At 71.7% G+C, this 14981-nt stretch carries 16 protein-coding genes and 1 tRNA gene; 8 read left to right on the top strand and 9 right to left on the bottom strand.

Going from position 1 to position 14981, the window contains the following annotated elements:
- Position 1 precedes the first annotated feature (1 nt).
- Entirely contained in the window at positions 2–877 is an 876-nt protein-coding gene (locus ACZ5XS_RS26715) for an FhaA domain-containing protein (RefSeq protein WP_468655418.1), read from the bottom strand.
- Between the two features lie 487 nt (positions 878–1364).
- Here ACZ5XS_RS26715 and ACZ5XS_RS26710 point away from each other — a divergent pair.
- Positions 1365–1448, top strand: a tRNA-Leu gene (locus tag ACZ5XS_RS26710).
- Between the two features lie 163 nt (positions 1449–1611).
- On the opposite strand, the gene ACZ5XS_RS26705 is transcribed toward ACZ5XS_RS26710, so the two are convergent.
- A complete protein-coding gene (locus ACZ5XS_RS26705; RefSeq protein ID WP_468655416.1) occupies positions 1612–2232 on the bottom strand; it encodes a TetR/AcrR family transcriptional regulator in 621 nt (206 codons plus the stop codon).
- 279 nt (positions 2233–2511) lie between these two features.
- The gene (locus ACZ5XS_RS26700; protein ID WP_468655414.1) at positions 2512–3165 is read right to left on the bottom strand and encodes an FMN-dependent NADH-azoreductase; all 654 of its coding nucleotides are present in this window, start codon (positions 3163–3165) and stop codon (positions 2512–2514) included.
- Between the two features lie 131 nt (positions 3166–3296).
- Between ACZ5XS_RS26700 and ACZ5XS_RS26695 the strand changes: the two genes are divergently transcribed.
- The 4 genes from ACZ5XS_RS26695 to ACZ5XS_RS26680 all read left to right on the top strand — a co-directional run bounded on the left by ACZ5XS_RS26695 (position 3297) and on the right by ACZ5XS_RS26680 (position 6657).
- The gene (locus tag ACZ5XS_RS26695; protein ID WP_468655412.1) at positions 3297–3662 is read left to right on the top strand and encodes a winged helix-turn-helix transcriptional regulator; all 366 of its coding nucleotides are present in this window, start codon (positions 3297–3299) and stop codon (positions 3660–3662) included.
- Positions 3663–3858: 196 nt separating this feature from the next.
- A complete protein-coding gene (locus ACZ5XS_RS26690; RefSeq protein ID WP_468655410.1) occupies positions 3859–5319 on the top strand; it encodes a DUF2252 domain-containing protein in 1461 nt (486 codons plus the stop codon).
- A 101-nt stretch (positions 5320–5420) separates the two neighbouring features.
- Positions 5421–6263 carry a J domain-containing protein gene (locus tag ACZ5XS_RS26685; protein ID WP_468655408.1) on the top strand — a complete coding sequence of 281 codons (843 nt, stop codon included), beginning with the start codon at positions 5421–5423 and terminating at the stop codon, positions 6261–6263.
- 64 nt (positions 6264–6327) lie between these two features.
- On the top strand, positions 6328–6657 hold the full coding sequence (locus tag ACZ5XS_RS26680; protein ID WP_217243052.1) for a rhodanese-like domain-containing protein: 330 nt from the start codon (positions 6328–6330) through the stop codon (positions 6655–6657).
- Between the two features lie 26 nt (positions 6658–6683).
- Here the strand turns inward: ACZ5XS_RS26680 and ACZ5XS_RS26675 are convergent, their stop codons facing one another.
- From ACZ5XS_RS26675 to paaA, 6 genes are all read right to left on the bottom strand, one after another.
- Positions 6684–7817, bottom strand: a complete 1134-nt coding sequence (locus ACZ5XS_RS26675; protein ID WP_468655406.1) for an acyl-CoA dehydrogenase family protein — start codon at positions 7815–7817, stop codon at positions 6684–6686.
- A gap of 128 nt (positions 7818–7945) precedes the next feature.
- Positions 7946–9007 carry a 2Fe-2S iron-sulfur cluster-binding protein gene (locus ACZ5XS_RS26670; RefSeq protein ID WP_468655404.1) on the bottom strand — a complete coding sequence of 354 codons (1062 nt, stop codon included), beginning with the start codon at positions 9005–9007 and terminating at the stop codon, positions 7946–7948.
- Positions 9007–9546 (bottom strand): 1,2-phenylacetyl-CoA epoxidase subunit PaaD, encoded by a 540-nt coding sequence (gene paaD, locus ACZ5XS_RS26665; protein WP_468655402.1) that lies wholly within the window; start codon positions 9544–9546, stop codon positions 9007–9009. Before paaD ends, ACZ5XS_RS26670 begins: the two co-directional genes overlap by 1 nt.
- On the bottom strand, positions 9540–10277 hold the full coding sequence (gene paaC / locus ACZ5XS_RS26660) for a 1,2-phenylacetyl-CoA epoxidase subunit PaaC (RefSeq protein WP_468655400.1): 738 nt from the start codon (positions 10275–10277) through the stop codon (positions 9540–9542). The genes paaD and paaC overlap by 7 nt, the downstream gene beginning before the upstream one ends.
- Entirely contained in the window at positions 10274–10561 is a 288-nt protein-coding gene (gene paaB, locus ACZ5XS_RS26655) for a 1,2-phenylacetyl-CoA epoxidase subunit PaaB (RefSeq protein WP_054242083.1), read from the bottom strand. The genes paaC and paaB overlap by 4 nt, the downstream gene beginning before the upstream one ends.
- Positions 10558–11589 (bottom strand): 1,2-phenylacetyl-CoA epoxidase subunit PaaA, encoded by a 1032-nt coding sequence (paaA, locus tag ACZ5XS_RS26650; RefSeq protein WP_468655398.1) that lies wholly within the window; start codon positions 11587–11589, stop codon positions 10558–10560. The genes paaB and paaA overlap by 4 nt, the downstream gene beginning before the upstream one ends.
- Before the next feature lie 286 nt (positions 11590–11875).
- Here paaA and ACZ5XS_RS26645 point away from each other — a divergent pair, with 286 nt between their 5' ends.
- The 3 genes from ACZ5XS_RS26645 to ACZ5XS_RS26635 are packed head-to-tail and all read left to right on the top strand — an operon-like array spanning position 11876 to position 14873.
- Positions 11876–12877, top strand: a complete 1002-nt coding sequence (locus tag ACZ5XS_RS26645; RefSeq protein ID WP_468655396.1) for a DUF5819 family protein — start codon at positions 11876–11878, stop codon at positions 12875–12877.
- The gene (locus ACZ5XS_RS26640; protein WP_468655394.1) at positions 12874–14115 is read left to right on the top strand and encodes an HTTM domain-containing protein; all 1242 of its coding nucleotides are present in this window, start codon (positions 12874–12876) and stop codon (positions 14113–14115) included. Before ACZ5XS_RS26645 ends, ACZ5XS_RS26640 begins: the two co-directional genes overlap by 4 nt.
- Positions 14112–14873, top strand: a complete 762-nt coding sequence (locus ACZ5XS_RS26635; RefSeq protein ID WP_468655392.1) for a TrmH family RNA methyltransferase — start codon at positions 14112–14114, stop codon at positions 14871–14873. The genes ACZ5XS_RS26640 and ACZ5XS_RS26635 overlap by 4 nt, the downstream gene beginning before the upstream one ends.
- The last annotated feature ends 108 nt before the right edge of the window (positions 14874–14981 follow it).

Below are 14981 nucleotides of genomic sequence, written 5' to 3'. Positions count from 1 at the left end.
TTCACCCTTCGGCTTGCCGGTAAATGATGGTGGTACTGCCCACGACGATCCGCGAGCCGTCGCGGAGCGTAGCGCGGGTGGTGTGCTGCCCGTCCACCACGATGCCGTTGGTGGACCCGAGATCCTGGATCGTCGGGGGCGTTCCGGTCCGGATCTCACAGTGCCGGCGGGAGACGCCGGGGTCGTCGATCCGCACGTCGGCCTCGGTGCTGCGGCCCAGCACCAGCGTCGCGCGGGAGATCTGATGGCGGTTGCCGTTGATCTCGACCCAGTGGCGCATGCGACCGCCGGCCGCGGGTGCGGCAGCGGGTGCGGCCGGCGGTCGCTGTCCGCCCACGGGCTGCGGGTAGCCGTAACCGCCGGGGCGGCCGCCGGGCGGCGGCGCGGCGGGCATGGGCGGGGCGCCCGCGGGAGCCGAGGGCGGCGGATAGCCGTAGCCGCCGGGTGCCGGCCGGCCTGCTGCCGGGGCTGCCGGGGCGCTGCCGGGGGACTGCTGGTTGGTGGAGGAGGCGAGCGTACGGCTGCGCACCCGGTACAGGCCGGTGTCGAGGTCGTCCGCCTTCTCCAGATGGACCTTGATGGGGCCCATGAAGGTATAGCGCTGCTGCTTCGCGTAGTCGCGCACCATGCCGGCGAGCTCGTCGCCGAGCTGGCCGGAGTAGGGGCTGAGCCGCTCGAAGTCCGGCGTGCTCAGCTCCACGATGAAGTCGTTGGGTACGACCGTCCGGTCGCGGTTCCAGATGGTCGCGTTGTTGTCGCACTCGCGCTGGAGCGCTCCCGCGATCTCCACGGGCTGTACCTCGGACTTGAACACCTTGGCGAAGGTGCCGTTGACCAGACCTTCGAGACGCTGCTCGAACTTCTTCAGGACTCCCATGGGGCACCTCCTCCGTCGCTGCTGCCGTCCTGTGTCCCGCTGAGCGGGCACTGCCTTGCCCGGTACTGCTGGTACTGCTTACTGATCGTATCCACGCGCCGGTAAATCGGCTGGTTCCCCCTGTCGGCCCGGTCGACGGTGTCGACGCCTCCGAAGTTCCCTCCGGAGCACCCCTTCGAACTCTTCTCGGACGTCGTCCTGCCAAGGATCGTAGAGGCGGCCGAAGACAAGTGTCCCGCACCGGACTGTGGACCCGGACCGGCTCCTGCGGACAGGGGCTGGACCGGTACGAGGTTGATACGTGAACCGGTCCGCGTTGATACGTAGCGGCGGGATCGGAGGTGGGGTGGCGGACGGACGCAGAGTGTGCTGGTCGGCGGCTGCCCGCTCTTAAGCGATGTGAACCCACCCCTTCCTGCGTGCTAATGTTCTGCGTGTCGGAAGGCGCCACACCCCAAGGGGGACGGGGCCTGAGGACACACCCAATGCGCGGGTGGCGGAATAGGCAGACGCGCTGGATTCAGGTTCCAGTGCCCGAAAGGGCGTGGGGGTTCAACTCCCCCCTCGCGCACAGCGAAGAACCGATGAACGGGTCTTCACCAGTGACGAAAGTCACGGTGAGGGCCCGTTTTTCGTTGCGTCGGCGAGGGCGCGGCGGTGAGGTATCTCACGGTGATCCCACCGACTCTCACGTCGGGGGCGTGATCGTCGACCGGTCCGTGCCGTGTCCGGCTTCAGCCGTTGGTGCGCAGGTGCCGCAGGACGGCTTCCGCCTCGGGCCGTGTCCTTCCGGCGGCCGGCAGGACGGCCGTGGCGGCGGCGGGGGCGGGGATGTCCCACGCCTCGTCGTTCACCGACTCCAGCATCGAGACCACGACCGACTCCAGTACGTGGGCCAGCACCGGCGCGGGCAGATGGCCGGCGAACACCCCGTCCCGCTGTCCCTGCGCGAGCAGTTCGCCGGCCAGGTCCCGTACGGGCGTCAGGGCGCCGCGGATGTCGCCGGCCAGGTCCCGGCGGCCGAGCGCGATCAGCATGCGGAAGCGGTCGCCGATGCCCCAGACGGCCAGGATGTACCGGGCGAGGGCCAGATCGGAGGGCTCGGCGGAGTTGCGCTCCTCGACGAACGCCTGTCGGAGCGTGTCCACCGCCTCGTCGGCCAGGGCGTTGACGAGCTCCTCCCGGCCGGCGAAGTGGCCGTAGAGGGTGCGGCGGGCGACGCCTGCGGCGTGGGCGATGTCGTCGATGGTCGTCTCCGGATCCGCGCTCAGCGTCTCGCGCGCCGCGTCCAGAATGCGTCGCCGGTTCGCCTGCGCGTGCCGCCGGCGGGGCGCCGCCTTCGCGCTCTCCGTCATCGCCTGCTCCTCAGGTTGCTCCTGCTCCTCAGGTTGCTCCTGCTCCTCAGGTTGCTCCGGCGAAGACTTGCACACGGAGGAGGACGACGGCAGGAGGGGGCCTGGGGCGGTCTGCCTGCCTGGTCGGCCGGATGAGGCGGCTTGTCCGCGTGGCTTGGCCGGGGGTGGCCGTCGCTGTCGCGGTTCTTGTTCTTGTCATTCGTGAAGTGGTGTTCGTGAAGTGGTCCCGGCGCGCGGCCGGGTGGGGGCGGTCTCCCACCCCCGTCCCGGCCGGCAGGCCTATGCGGCGACGCGCTCGGCCACTTCCTTGGCCTTGGCGGACGCGTCCTGGAGGGCGCGCTCGCGGGAGGCTTCGAAGAGGGGGAGCAGCTCGCTCATCGCCGGGTTGTGCGGGGCCATCGTGAGCTCCGGGACGATGAAGTGCAGGTCCACGGCGAGGGTGTCGGCGAAGATCGCCTTCAGGTAGGTCTGCACGTACTCGTAGCCCTCGCGCGGGGTGCCCGGAGCGTACGAGCCGCCGCGGCTGGCGACGACGGTGACGGGGGTGCCCTTGATCTTCGAGTCCTCGGTCATGGCGGTGCGGCCGATGAGGACCACATTGTCGAGCCAGGCCTTGAGGGTCGACGGGATCGAGAAGTTGTACATCGGGGCGCCGATCAGCACCGCGTCCGCCTGCTCCAGTTCCTCGATCAGCTGCACGCGCGCGGCGAAGGCGTCCGCCTGCTCCGGGCTGTGCGCGGCCGGGTCGGCGAAGCCGGCGGTGTGGGCGTCGGCGGTGATGTGCGGGACGGGATCCGCGGCGAGGTCGCGGTAGATCACCGTGCCCTCGGGGTGCTGCTCCTCCCAGGCCTTGCGGAAGGCGTCCGTCACGGCACGGGACGTGGAGGCGCCGTCGGGAAAGACGGAGGAGTCGATGTGCAGGAGCGTGGCCATGGGGTCTCCAGGGGACGGTGCGAAGGCCCACGGGACGCGCGTTCCGCAGGCTGCTTTTTCATACTCGACTATGGATAACACAGTCACTTACTTTTTTTCAGCTCCGTGGGGAAAGGCAGTACCCTGAGGGCATGGCGGTGGAGCAGAGTCATGACCTGGCGGCGTGCAAGCGCGTCGACGACGGCATCACGCGCGTCTTCCAGCTGCTCGGAAAGCGCTGGACAGGCCCGATCGTGTCCGTCCTCGTCAACGGAGGACCCGCGTACTTCGTCGACCTGCGCCGGGCCGTTCCCGGCATCAGCGAACGCATGCTCTCCGACCGGCTCACCGAACTCGGTGCGGCGCGCCTGCTGGTGCGCGAGGTCGACGAGGGGCCGCCGCTGCGGGTGTCGTACCGGCTGACGGAGGCCGGGGCCGCGCTGGCGCCGGCGCTGCGACTGCTCGGGGAGTGGGCCAAGGAGTATCTGCCGGAGGGGGAGCGGCCGACGGGGTGCTGACGGCGGCCTGCCGGTGCGGTGACAGGGTGCCGGGTCCGGGTGCCGACGGGCTTGTGCGGCGGCAGGGCCGCTGAGGGCTGCCGGCGTTTTCCACAGTTGTGGAGTTGTCGTTGTCCACAGGGTCTGACGCGTTTCGGCCACCGGCTGTACGGTCGGCACGAGTTGATGTTCGTGCGGGTACGGGGAGGCGGTCGCTGTGACCGAGGTCAGTGCGGAGACGGTTGTCGGGGACGCGGTTCCCGCTCGGCAGGCGGCGAAGAGTGCCGGTGACGCCCGCCGGGTTCCCCGGGTCCGCGGCTTCGCCGACTGGCCCGCCGAAGGCACGCCCAAGGAAGAGGGCAGGGCGCTGCGGCGAAGTGTCCCGCGCAGCGCGCACGCCGCCCTCGACCTGGACGGCGACCGGCCCGGCGCGGTGAGCGCGGTCGAGGAGTCCGGCCGGGGCCGTATCCCCGAACTCACGCCGATCCGGGTCGGCAGGATGGCGGCCACGCCCTTCGCCTTCCTGCGCGGTACGGCCGGCCTGATGGCGTACGACCTGGCGCGCACCCCCATGACGAGGATCCGCGCCCAGATCTGCGGCGACGCCCACGCCGCCAACTTCGGCCTGTACGGCGACGCGCGCGGCGGCCTGGTCATGGACCTGAACGACTTCGACGAGACCGTGAGCGGCCCCTGGGAGTGGGACCTCAAGCGGCTCGCCGCCTCCCTCGTGCTCGCCGCCCGTGAGGCGGGCGCCGACGAGGACACCTGCCGCAAGGCGGCCCACGACGCGGCGGGCGCCTACCGCCGCACCATGCGGCTGCTGGCCAGGCTTCCGGTCCTGGACGCGTGGAACGCCATCGCGGACGAGGAACTGGTCTCCCACACCGACGCCCACGACCTGCTCGGCACCCTGGAGCGGGTGTCCGAGAAGGCGCGGGCCAACACCAGCGGGCGGTTCGCCGCGAAGTCGACGGAGCCGACCGAGGACGGCGGACGCCGCTTCGTCGACGCCGCGCCGGTGCTGCGGCGCGTCCCGGACGCGGAGGCCGCGGCGGTGGCCGCATCCCTGGAGGAGTACCTGACCTCGCTCTCCGAGGACCGGCTCCCCCTGCTGGCCCGCCACACGGTGCACGACGTCGCCTTCCGCGTCGTCGGCACGGGCAGCGTCGGCACCCGGTCGTATGTCGTCCTGCTCCTCGACCACCGCGGTGAACCGCTCGTCCTCCAGGTCAAGGAGGCCCGCCCCTCGGCGCTGCTGCCGCACCTGGTGAGCGCCGGGTTCGAGGAGCCGGAGGCCGGCCACGAAGGCCGGCGGGTGGTCATGGGGCAAAAGCGCATGCAGGTGGTCAGCGACATCCTGCTCGGCTGGACGTCGGTCGACGGACTGCCCTTCCAGGTACGGCAGTTCCGCAACCGCAAGGGCAGCGTCGACCCGGCCGCCCTCGCCGCCGACCAGCTGGACGACTACGGCCGGATGACCGGCGCGCTCCTGGCCCGCGCCCACGCCCACAGCGCCGACCCGCGCCTGGTCGCCGGCTACTGCGGCAAGAACGAGGAGCTGGACGAGGCGATCACCGCGTTCGCCGTCGCCTACGCCGACCGTACGGAGGCGGACCACGCGCAGCTGGTGGCGGCGGTGCGGTCGGGGCGGATCGCGGCGGAGGTGGGGGTGTGAGGAGGCGGGTGGTCTGCTCCGGCCTGCGGGGACCGGTGCGCTCACGGTCCTGAGGACGGTGTGCCCGGGGTGCTTCCTCCGGCGTGGCCTACGCTGGTCGGGTGACGACCCCGGAAGCTGAACAGGGTGGTGTCGCCGGTGAGGACCGGCCGACGCCGGACGCCGGTGTGCCCCGGCCCGAGGAGCGGCTGGAACGGGCCGTGCGGGCCGCCGAGCAGGCGTTGATCGAGTACGAGATCGCGGTGGAGACCTTCCGCATCGAGGTCGAGAACTTCTCCCGGCTGCACCACCAGAAGCTCGGCCCGATGTACACCCGTCTCGACGAGCTGGACGCGGAGATCGCCGAGGCCCGGGCCGCCCGGACCGGCGACCCCGAGGACCTGCGCAAGGCGGACGAGGCGCGGGCCCGGGTCATGCCGATGCCCGGTGTCGAGGAGCTCTTCCACGGCTGGATGGACGGCGCGGGGCTGTCCCCGGAGGCCGAGGCGATGCTCACCGATCAGCCGGTACGGCCCCCGCAGCGGGTGCGGCCCAGCGAGGAGGTCCGCAAGCTCTACCGCGAGCTGGCCCGCAAGGCCCACCCCGACCTCGCCCAGGACGACACGGAGCGGTCGCGGCGCGAGGAGTTCATCACCCGGGTCAACGCCGCCTACGCCCGTGGCGACGAGATGCTGCTGCGGGAGCTGGCCGAGGAGTGGGCCGCCGGGCCGAAGCTCCCGGAGCAGGGTCCGACTCCCAGCGAGGAGCTCTACGCCCGCCTCGAATGGCTCTCCCAGCGCAAGGAACTGCTCAGCGTGGTCGCCCGGGAACTGGAGGAGAGCGCGATCGGCTCGATGCTCCGGATGGCACCGGAAGACCCGGACCGCCTCCTGGACGAGGTCGCCGAGAAGCTCTTGGCCGACGTCGCCGCGCGCGAGGCGGAACTGGCGGGGCTGGTCGGGTAGTGGGTGGCCGGGCCGATGCGCGCCCGCGTCGGGTAGCGTCGGAGGCATGCAATTCGGAGCTGGTGTGCCCACGGTCGAGGTCACGGACCTCAAGGACAGTGACTTCCTGCTGGACGTCCGCGAGGACGACGAGTGGCAGGCGGGTCACGCCGCGGGGGCGCTGCACATCCCCATCAGCGAGTTCGTCGCCCGGTACGGCGAGCTGACCGAGGCCGCCCCGCAGGACGGCCGGGTCAACGTGATCTGCCGTTCCGGCGGGCGTTCGGCCCAGGTCGCGATGTACCTCGTCCAGCAGGGCATCGACGCCGCGAACGTCGACGGCGGCATGCAGGTCTGGGCCGCGACGGGCCGCCCCGTCGTGACCGACGAGGGGCAGCCGGGCTTCGTCCTCTAGGCCCCGGACCGGTCGGTGCCTGGTGGTCAGGTCAGGGGGTGGGCCGCCAGCAGGTCGCCCAGCATCTCCTCGTGTGCCGCCGCCGGGCCGAGTGACAGTTCGAGGTGCTTGGCCCAGGCGTGGTACCGGTGCAGGGGGTACTCGACGTCGGCGCCGAACCCGCCGTGCAGATGCTGCGCGGTCTGCACGACCCTCCGTACGCCCTCCGACGCCCAGATCTTGGCGACGGCCACGTCACCGGAGGCGGGCAGCGCGCCCGGCGCCCCCGAGGCGATCCGCCACGCGGCCTGCCACAGGGTGACCTCCATGGCCCGCAGATCGATGTAGCGGTCGGCGGCCTGTACGGCGACGGCCTGGAACGTGGCCACCGGGAACCCGAACTGCTCCCGCTTGCCGGTGTATTCACTGGTCATCCCGAGCACCCGCTCCCCCAGACCGAGCGCCAGCGCACATGTCCCGGTGGCCAGCAGGTCCCGCAGCCACTCCCAGGCGCCGTCGGCGTCGATGACGTCCCGTTCCGCGATCCGTACGGCGTCCAGACGCAGTTCGGCGAGGCGCTCACCGGTCGTGGAGATCTGCTCGGCGAGCTCGACCCCCGCGTGGACCCGGGGGACCAGGGCGAGCAGGGTCCGGCCGGCGGCCGTGTGCGCGGGGACGAGGACGAAGTCGGCGCCGTACGCCCACGGCACCGCCGTCTGCACCCCGTCCAGCACCCACACCTCCCCCTCCTGCCGTGCCGTCACGGCGAGTTCGGCCGGGTCGTGGCCGGTGCGGCCGCTCGCGGCGACGGTCAGGACCACCTCTCCGCGGCCCGCCCGCGCCGCCAGGTGGTCCTTCAACTCCTCGCCGCCGAAGGCCTGTACGGCGGCCAGGGCGGCGCTGCTCTCCAACAGCGGCACCCGCGCCAGCACCTTGGCCGCCTCGCGCAGCACCAGACACAGCGCGACGGCGTCCAGGCCCGCCCCGCCGTACTCCGGGTCCAGCAGCAGGCTCACCAGGTCGGCGTCGGCGAGCCGGGTCCACAGGGCACGGTCGAAGTCGTCCGCGACGGCGCCCACGGTGAGGGAGGGACTGGGCACCGCGTCCGGGGCGACGCCGGCCAACACCCCCCGCGCCGCCTCGGACGCCGCCTGCTGCTCCTCGGTGAAGGTGAAGTCCACGATCCTGTCCTTCCGCCCGGCCCCGCTTGTCTGACGGTCCGTCACGTAGTCCGCAAGATAGAACAGGTTCTAGAAGAAGGGAACGCTGCCGACGTCCGCCTGCCCGCGGGCGGACGCCTTTCGGCTTCTCACCTGTCGAAGTCCAGCTCCACTGTCTCCGTCACCGGATGGGACTGGCACGCCAGCACGTACCCCGCTTCCGTCTCCTCCGGCTCGAGCGCGAAGTTGCGGTCCATGCGTACCTCGCCGGAGACCAGGAAGGCGCGGCAGGTCCCGCACACGCCGCCCTTGCAGGCGTAGGGCGCGTCGGCACGGTTGCGCAGTACCGCTTCCAGGAGTGACTCGCCCTGCTGCACCGGCCAGCTGCCGCCGCGGCCGTCGAGCCGGGCGGTCACCGTGCTGTGCGCGGGAGCGGGCGCGGTGGTCAACGGGGCGGCGGCGTCCACATGGAAGATCTCCTCGTGGACACGGGTACGGGAAACCCCCAGCTCGCGCAGCGCCCGCTCCGCGCCCTGCACCAGTCCGTACGGACCGCACAGGAACCATCCCGCCACCCTGTCCACGGGCAGCAGTGCCGGAAGCAGCCCGCCGAGCCGCTCCTGGTCGAGCCGCCCGGACGGCAGTCCCGCCTGCTGCTCCTCCCGGGACAGGACCGTCACCAGGTGCAGCCGTTGCGGGTAGCGGTCCTTCAGATCGGCGACCTCCTCCAGGAACATCGTCGAGGCGGACGTACGGTCGCTGCGGATCAGACAGAACCGGGCCTCGGGCTCGCGCTCCAGCAGCGTCGTCACGATCGACAGCACCGGGGTGATGCCGCTGCCGCCGACGATCGCGGCGTACAGGCCGGGCGCCGGGTCGAGGGTGAAGCGGCCCGCCGGGGTCATCACCTCCAGCTCGTCGCCGATGTCGATCTCCTTGAGCGCATACGTCGAGAAGGCGCCGCCGTCGACCAGCCGCACTCCGACGCGCAGGGTGCGGGGTCCCTCGCCGTCCGGCGCCGGTGCCGGGGAGCAGATCGAGTAGGTGCGCCTGATCTCCGTACCGTCCGCCGTGCGCCGCAGGGCGAGATGCTGGCCCGGGGCGTGCCGGTACTCCTCGCGCAGGTTTTCGGGCACGGTGAGGGTCAGGGCCACGGAGTCGTCGGTGAGCCGGTCGACCGCGGCCACGGGGAGCGCGTGGAAGCGGGCCATCACAACTCCTTGAAGTGGTCGAAGGGTTCACGGCAGGCCAGGCACCGGCGCAACGCCTTGCAGGCGGTGGAGGAGAAACGGCTGAGCAGCTCGGTGTCGGCGGACTCGCAGTGCGGGCAGCGGACGGGGTCGGCCGCTTCATCGGTTGCCGGGCCGAGGGTGCGGGTCGCCCCAAGTCGCAGGCCGACCGGCCCGGCCGTCCGCCCCGTGCGCGGCGGGGCGATGCCGAACTCCCGGAGTTTGCGTCGCCCTTCGTCCGTGATGTCGTCCGTCGACCACGCGGGCGCGAGCACGGTGCGTACGGTGACGTCCCGCACGCCGTGTTCGTGCAGCACCCGCTCTATGTCCAGGGACATCGCCTCGACGGCCGGACAGCCGGTGTACGTCGGGGTCAGCTCGACCTCGACCGAGTCGGGGCCGTGGACGCGCACCGCGCGCAGGACGCCGAGCTCCCGCAGGGTGAGCACGGGCAGTTCGGGGTCGGGCACCGCACCGGCCAGCTCCAGGAGCTCCGCCTCCAGCGGAGTGGTCGTCACCATGACGCCCCCGGGTGACTGCGGTGCAGATGCTGCATCTCGGCGAGCATCCGCCCGAAGGACTCGGTGTGCAGGCCCTGGCGACCCGCCCCGGCCGCCCACGCCCCGGACCGCGGTCCCTCGGGGACCGTGAGGGTGGCGCGGCGCAGGACCTCCCCGACGGCCTCGGACCAGGTCGACTCCATGCCCTGCCGGTCGGCGTCCAGCCCTGCCACGGGCGCGAACATCTCCCCGGTGAACCGCCACAGCGTCTCGCACGCCCGCTGCATCCGCTCGTGGCTGGCGTCCGTGCCGTCGCCGAGCCGCAGGGTCCACTGTTCGGCGTGGTCGCGGTGGTAGGCGACCTCTTTGACGGCCTTCGCGGCGAGCGGGGCGAACGGGCCGTCGCCGACGGCAAGTTCGGCGTAGAGCAGGTACTGGTAGGTGGAGAAGTACAGCTGGCGGGCGATGGTGTGGGCGAAGTCGCCGTTCGGCTGCTCCACCAGCTGGAGGTTGGTGAAGGCGCGCTCCTCGCGCAGATACGCCAGGTCGTCCTCGTCGCCGGCCAGCGACAGCAGCACCCGGGCCTGGCCGAGCAGGTCCAGCGCGATGTTGGCGAGGGCCACCTCCTCTTCGAGGACGGGGGCATGGCCGGCCCACTCCCCGAGGCGGTGCGAGAGCACGAGCGCGTCGTCGCCGAGGGCGAGGGCGGCCGTCCTGGGTACGGCGGTGATGGTCGTCTCCGGTGCGGTCACAGGTGCTTCACCCCCTCCGGGATCTCGTAGAACGTCGGGTGCCGGTATGGCTTGTCGGCGGACGGCTCGAAGAACGGGTCCTTCTCGTCGGGGGAGGACGCGGTGATCGCGGAGGAGGGGACGACCCAGATCGAGACGCCCTCGCCGCGCCGGGTGTACAGGTCACGGGCGTTGCGCAGCGCGAATTCCGCGTCCGGCGCGTGCAGGCTGCCGGCGTGGGTGTGCGAGAGGCCGCGGCGGGAGCGCACGAAGACCTCCCACAGAGGCCAGTCGGTGTTCGTCATGCCTGCTCTCCTCCCCTTCCGGCGCCGGAGGCACTGTGCTTGGCCGCGTACGCCGAGGCCGCCTCCCGGACCCAGGCGCCCTCGTCGTGGGCCCGCCTGCGTTGCGATATCCGCTGTTCGTTGCACGGGCCGTTGCCCTTGAGGACGTCCCAGAACTCCGTCCAGTCGATCGGGCCGAAGTCGTGGTGACCGCGCTCCTCGTTCCACCGCAGGTCGGCGTCGGGGAGTGTGAGGTCCAGGGACTCGGCCTGGGGGACGCAGATGTCGACGAAACGCTGACGCAGTTCGTCGTTCGAATGGCGCTTGATCTTCCATGCCATCGACTGCGCGGAGTGCGCGGACTCCTCGTCGGGCGGGCCGAACATCATCAGGGACGGCCACCACCAGCGGTCCACCGCGTCCTGCGCCATCGCGTGCTGCTCGGGCGTGCCGCGGCTCAGGGCCAGCAGCAGCTCATACCCCTGGCGCTGGTGGAAGGACTCCTCCTTGCAGATGCGGACCATCGCGCGCGCGTACGGGCCGTAGGAGCAGCGGCACAGGGGCACCTGGTTGGTGATCGCGGCGCCGTCCACCAGCCAGCCGATCGCACCGACGTCCGCCCAGGTCAGCGTGGGGTAGTTGAAGATCGACGAGTACTTCTGGCGGCCGGTGTGGAGCTTGTCGAGCAGTTCGTCGCGGCCGGTGCCGAGGGTTTCGGCGGCGCTGTAGAGGTAGAGCCCGTGTCCGGCCTCGTCCTGGACCTTGGCCATCAGGATGGCCTTGCGGCGCAGTGAGGGCGCGCGCGTGATCCAGTTCGCCTCCGGCTGCATGCCGATGATCTCGGAGTGGGCATGCTGCGCGATCTGGCGGACGAGGGTCGCGCGGTAGGCGTCGGGCATCCAGTCGCGCGGCTCGACGCGCTCGTCCGCGGCCACGGCGGCGTCGAAGGCCCTCTCGTACGCGGCGGTGTCGCCGGCGCCGGCCTGGGCGTCGGCCTGGCCGTCGTACGCCTGAGTGCGCGCCGTCTGGTGTGCGGCTGCTGTCGCCATGAGGTCCCCTTCGACCTGGGCTCTGCCGGTGCTTACTCCCGACCGATCGTTCGGTTCGTGCGATTCCATGGTGAGACGGGCGCCGTAAGGTGTCAACCGCTGTGGATAACCTGCGGGCGTCCCCGGGCATCGCCTGTGGACAACCGGAGTGGCCTTCGCGGCGGGTCCATAGGGGGCTGTGCCGGGCGCACGGGCCTGAGTACCGTTCCGTTCGAGCGGTGCGCGGGTGGTGCTGCTGCCCTGCGTGGGGCACCGGAAGACGGACCGGAATCGGAAACGGGGCGGAATGGACGTGCACGACGGAGGCTCGAACGCCCTGCACGGGCCGGGCGAGCCGGGCGCCGCGCCCGCCGGTCCGCCCGCCCCCCGGGCCTTCTCGCCCGGTCCGGCACCGACGCACGGCAGGCCGGCCGACACCACGGCTCACGAGCAGCCGAGCGCCAACGAGCAGCCGGGTGCCCACGAGCAGCCGAGCGACGCCGAGCCGCCACTCGCTGCCGAGCAGGAGTCCGGCACCGGTCCGGTGTCCGCCGCCGCTTCGGGGCCCGAGCCGTCTGCCCGTGCGGCGTATGTGCCGCACGCCGCCGAGCCGTCGCACCCATCCCTTGTCCCCTCCGCCCCCTCCGCCCCCTCCGCCCCCCGCACCGGCGTCGCCGCCCTCTCCCTCCGCTACCGGATCGTCGTCGCCGTGGCGCTCGCGGTCGTCGCCGTCGCCGTCTGTGTGCACATCGGCATGGTGTTCCTGCACGTGGCGCCGTCGAACACGGTGACCAAGCAGCACGCCAGGGCGATCGACGACTGGATCTACCCGGAGTTCGAGCAGAACTGGAAGCTGTTCGCGCCGAACCCGTTGCAGCAGAACATCGCCGTCCAGGTCCGTGCGCAGCTCGACACCGCGGACGGCGGCACGCGGACGACCGGCTGGTACGACCTCTCCGCCGAGGACGGCCGGGCCATCGACGGCAACCTGCTGCCGAGCCACACCCAGCAGAACGAGCTGCGCCGGGCCTGGGACTTCTTCGTCGCCACGCACGGCGGCGACAGCCGTCCGCTGGGCCTGCGCGGCTCCCTCTCGGAGACGTATCTGCGCCGCATCGTGCTGCTGCGTCTGGACCGTGAGGAAGCGGCTCGCAAGGGCGAAGCGATCGACCTCCTCCAGATACGCTCGCGCACCACCAATGTGCGCCCCCCTCGGTGGAGCGACGAGAAGGTGTCGGACCAGCCCGTCTACCGGGTGCTGCCCTGGTGGTCGATACCGGCCCGGAGCACCGAGGGGGACGCCGAGTGAACCGTTTCGCGCTCTGCGTCTCCGCCGCCATCGCCCGGGTCACCGAGTCGGCCCTCGGCCCGTACCAGACCGCCGTGATCCGCATCGGCTTCAGCGTGACCTGGCTGCTGTTCCTGCTGCGCGAGTTCCCCCACCGCGAGGAGATGTACGGCCCGGGCGGCCCCTGGAGCTGGGACCTCGCCCAGCAGATGATCTCGAGCAATGGCGCCTTCACGGCCCTGATGTGGTCCGACGGCGGGTTCTGGTTCGAGACCGTCTACGCGCTGGCCGTCCTGGCGAGCTTCCTGCTGCTGCTGGGCTGGCGCACCCGCACGATGTCCGTGCTCTTCATGGTCGGCGTGCTGTCGCTGCAGAACCGCAGCATCTTCATGGGCGACGGCGGCGACAACGTCCTGCACCTGATGTGCGTCTACCTGGTGTTCACGCGCTGCGGCCAGGTGTGGTCGCTGGACGCGCGGCGGGCCCGGCTCCAAAGCGAGGCACGCGCGCGTGGAGAGCACGTGGCCGACCGGGTCGGCCCGGCCCTGTGGGGCGTGCTCGGCCTGGCGCTCACCGCGGTGACCCTTTCGGGCCGGCTCCTCGACGGCGAAAAGTTCGTGCCGTTGCTGCTGTGGACGATATGGCTGGCCCAGGCCCTGTGGTGGCTCACAGGACGCCGCGCCAAGACCGGCCAGCCCCGGATCCTGCTCGACGTCGTCGCCAGCATCGTCCACAACGGCGCCCTCGTCGTGATCATGGCCGAGGCCTGTCTGATCTACGCCACGGCGGGCTGGTACAAGATCCAGGGCTCGCGCTGGCAGGACGGCACCGCCGTCTACTACCCCCTGCACCTCGACTACTTCTCCCCGTGGCCCGCGCTCGCCGACGTGCTGGCGGCCAGCGGCACGATGGTGATGCTGGTGACGTACGGCACGGTCGCCGCGCAGGTCGCCTTCCCCTTCACCCTCTTCAACCGGCGCGTCAAGAACGTCCTGCTGGCGGTCATGATGATCGAGCACGCCGCGATCGCCGTGCTCCTCGGACTGCCGTTCTTCTCGTTGGCGATGATCGCCGCCGACGCCGTCTTCCTGCCGACCTCGTTCCTGCGCCGGCTCGGCGGCTGGGCGGCACGCGCGCGTGGACGCCTGGTCCCGGGCACGGGCCGTACGACGCTGCCGAAGCCGCGTGCCCCGGAGAGCGCGGCGGACGTCACGGACGCGGGGGACGTGGGTGACGCGCCCGTAGGCTCCAGGGCATGAGCGCCTCCGATCCCCTCGACGTCTGGCACCGGCTCGTCGGCACCTCCGTGCTGCTCGACGGCTTTCACGCCCTCAAGCACGCGCTGCGCTTCGGCGCCGGGGTCCCGGTGGCGGTCACCGCCGACCGGGCCGCCGCGCTCGCCCTCGCCGAGGAACTGGCGCCGGACGTACGGGACACGCTGGACGCGCTCCTGGCCGAGGTGCCGGAGCCGGCGTACCGGGGCCTGGTCCCGCGCCCGCACCCCACCGCGGTCGCCGCCCTGGCCGTACGGCCGTCCCGCGCGGCCAACCTGGACAAGCTCGCGCACCTCCCCCGCACCGCGCCCGTCGTCGTCCTCGACGATCCGCGCAACCTGGGCAACGCGGGGGCCGTGATCCGGCTGGCCGCCGGTTTCGGCGCGACCGGTGTGGTGACCACCGGCACGCTCGACCCCTGGCATCCCACGGTCGTCCGCGGCGGAGCCGGGCTGCACTTCGCGACGGCCGTGGAACGGCTGACCGTCGACGGACTGCCGCCCGGGCCGGTGTTCGCCCTCGACCCCGAGGGCGACGACATCCGCCACACCAAGCTCCCGGACGAGGCCGTCCTCGCCTTCGGCTCGGAACGCAGCGGGCTGTCCGCAGGCCTGCGCGCGCGTGCCGACCATCTGGTGGCGCTGCCGATGCGCCCCCAGGTCTCCAGCTACAACCTCGCGACCAGTGTGGCCATGACGCTGTACCACTGGAGCGCCACAGGGAGCGCCCGGCACGTCCCTTAGGCCTGTCGGCCTAAGGGCTTGCCGGGAATCAACACGTCGGTTTGATCTCGGTCTTGTCGGGGCCGAGGAACCTGGCGACGTCTTCCCGTGTGCGGAAACGGGCTGTTG

It is taken from the genome of Streptomyces sp. NPDC033131 (genome assembly GCF_055578365.1).
Note: the sequence above shows the minus strand (reverse complement) of the source record. Positions and strands in the feature narration are given on the sequence as shown.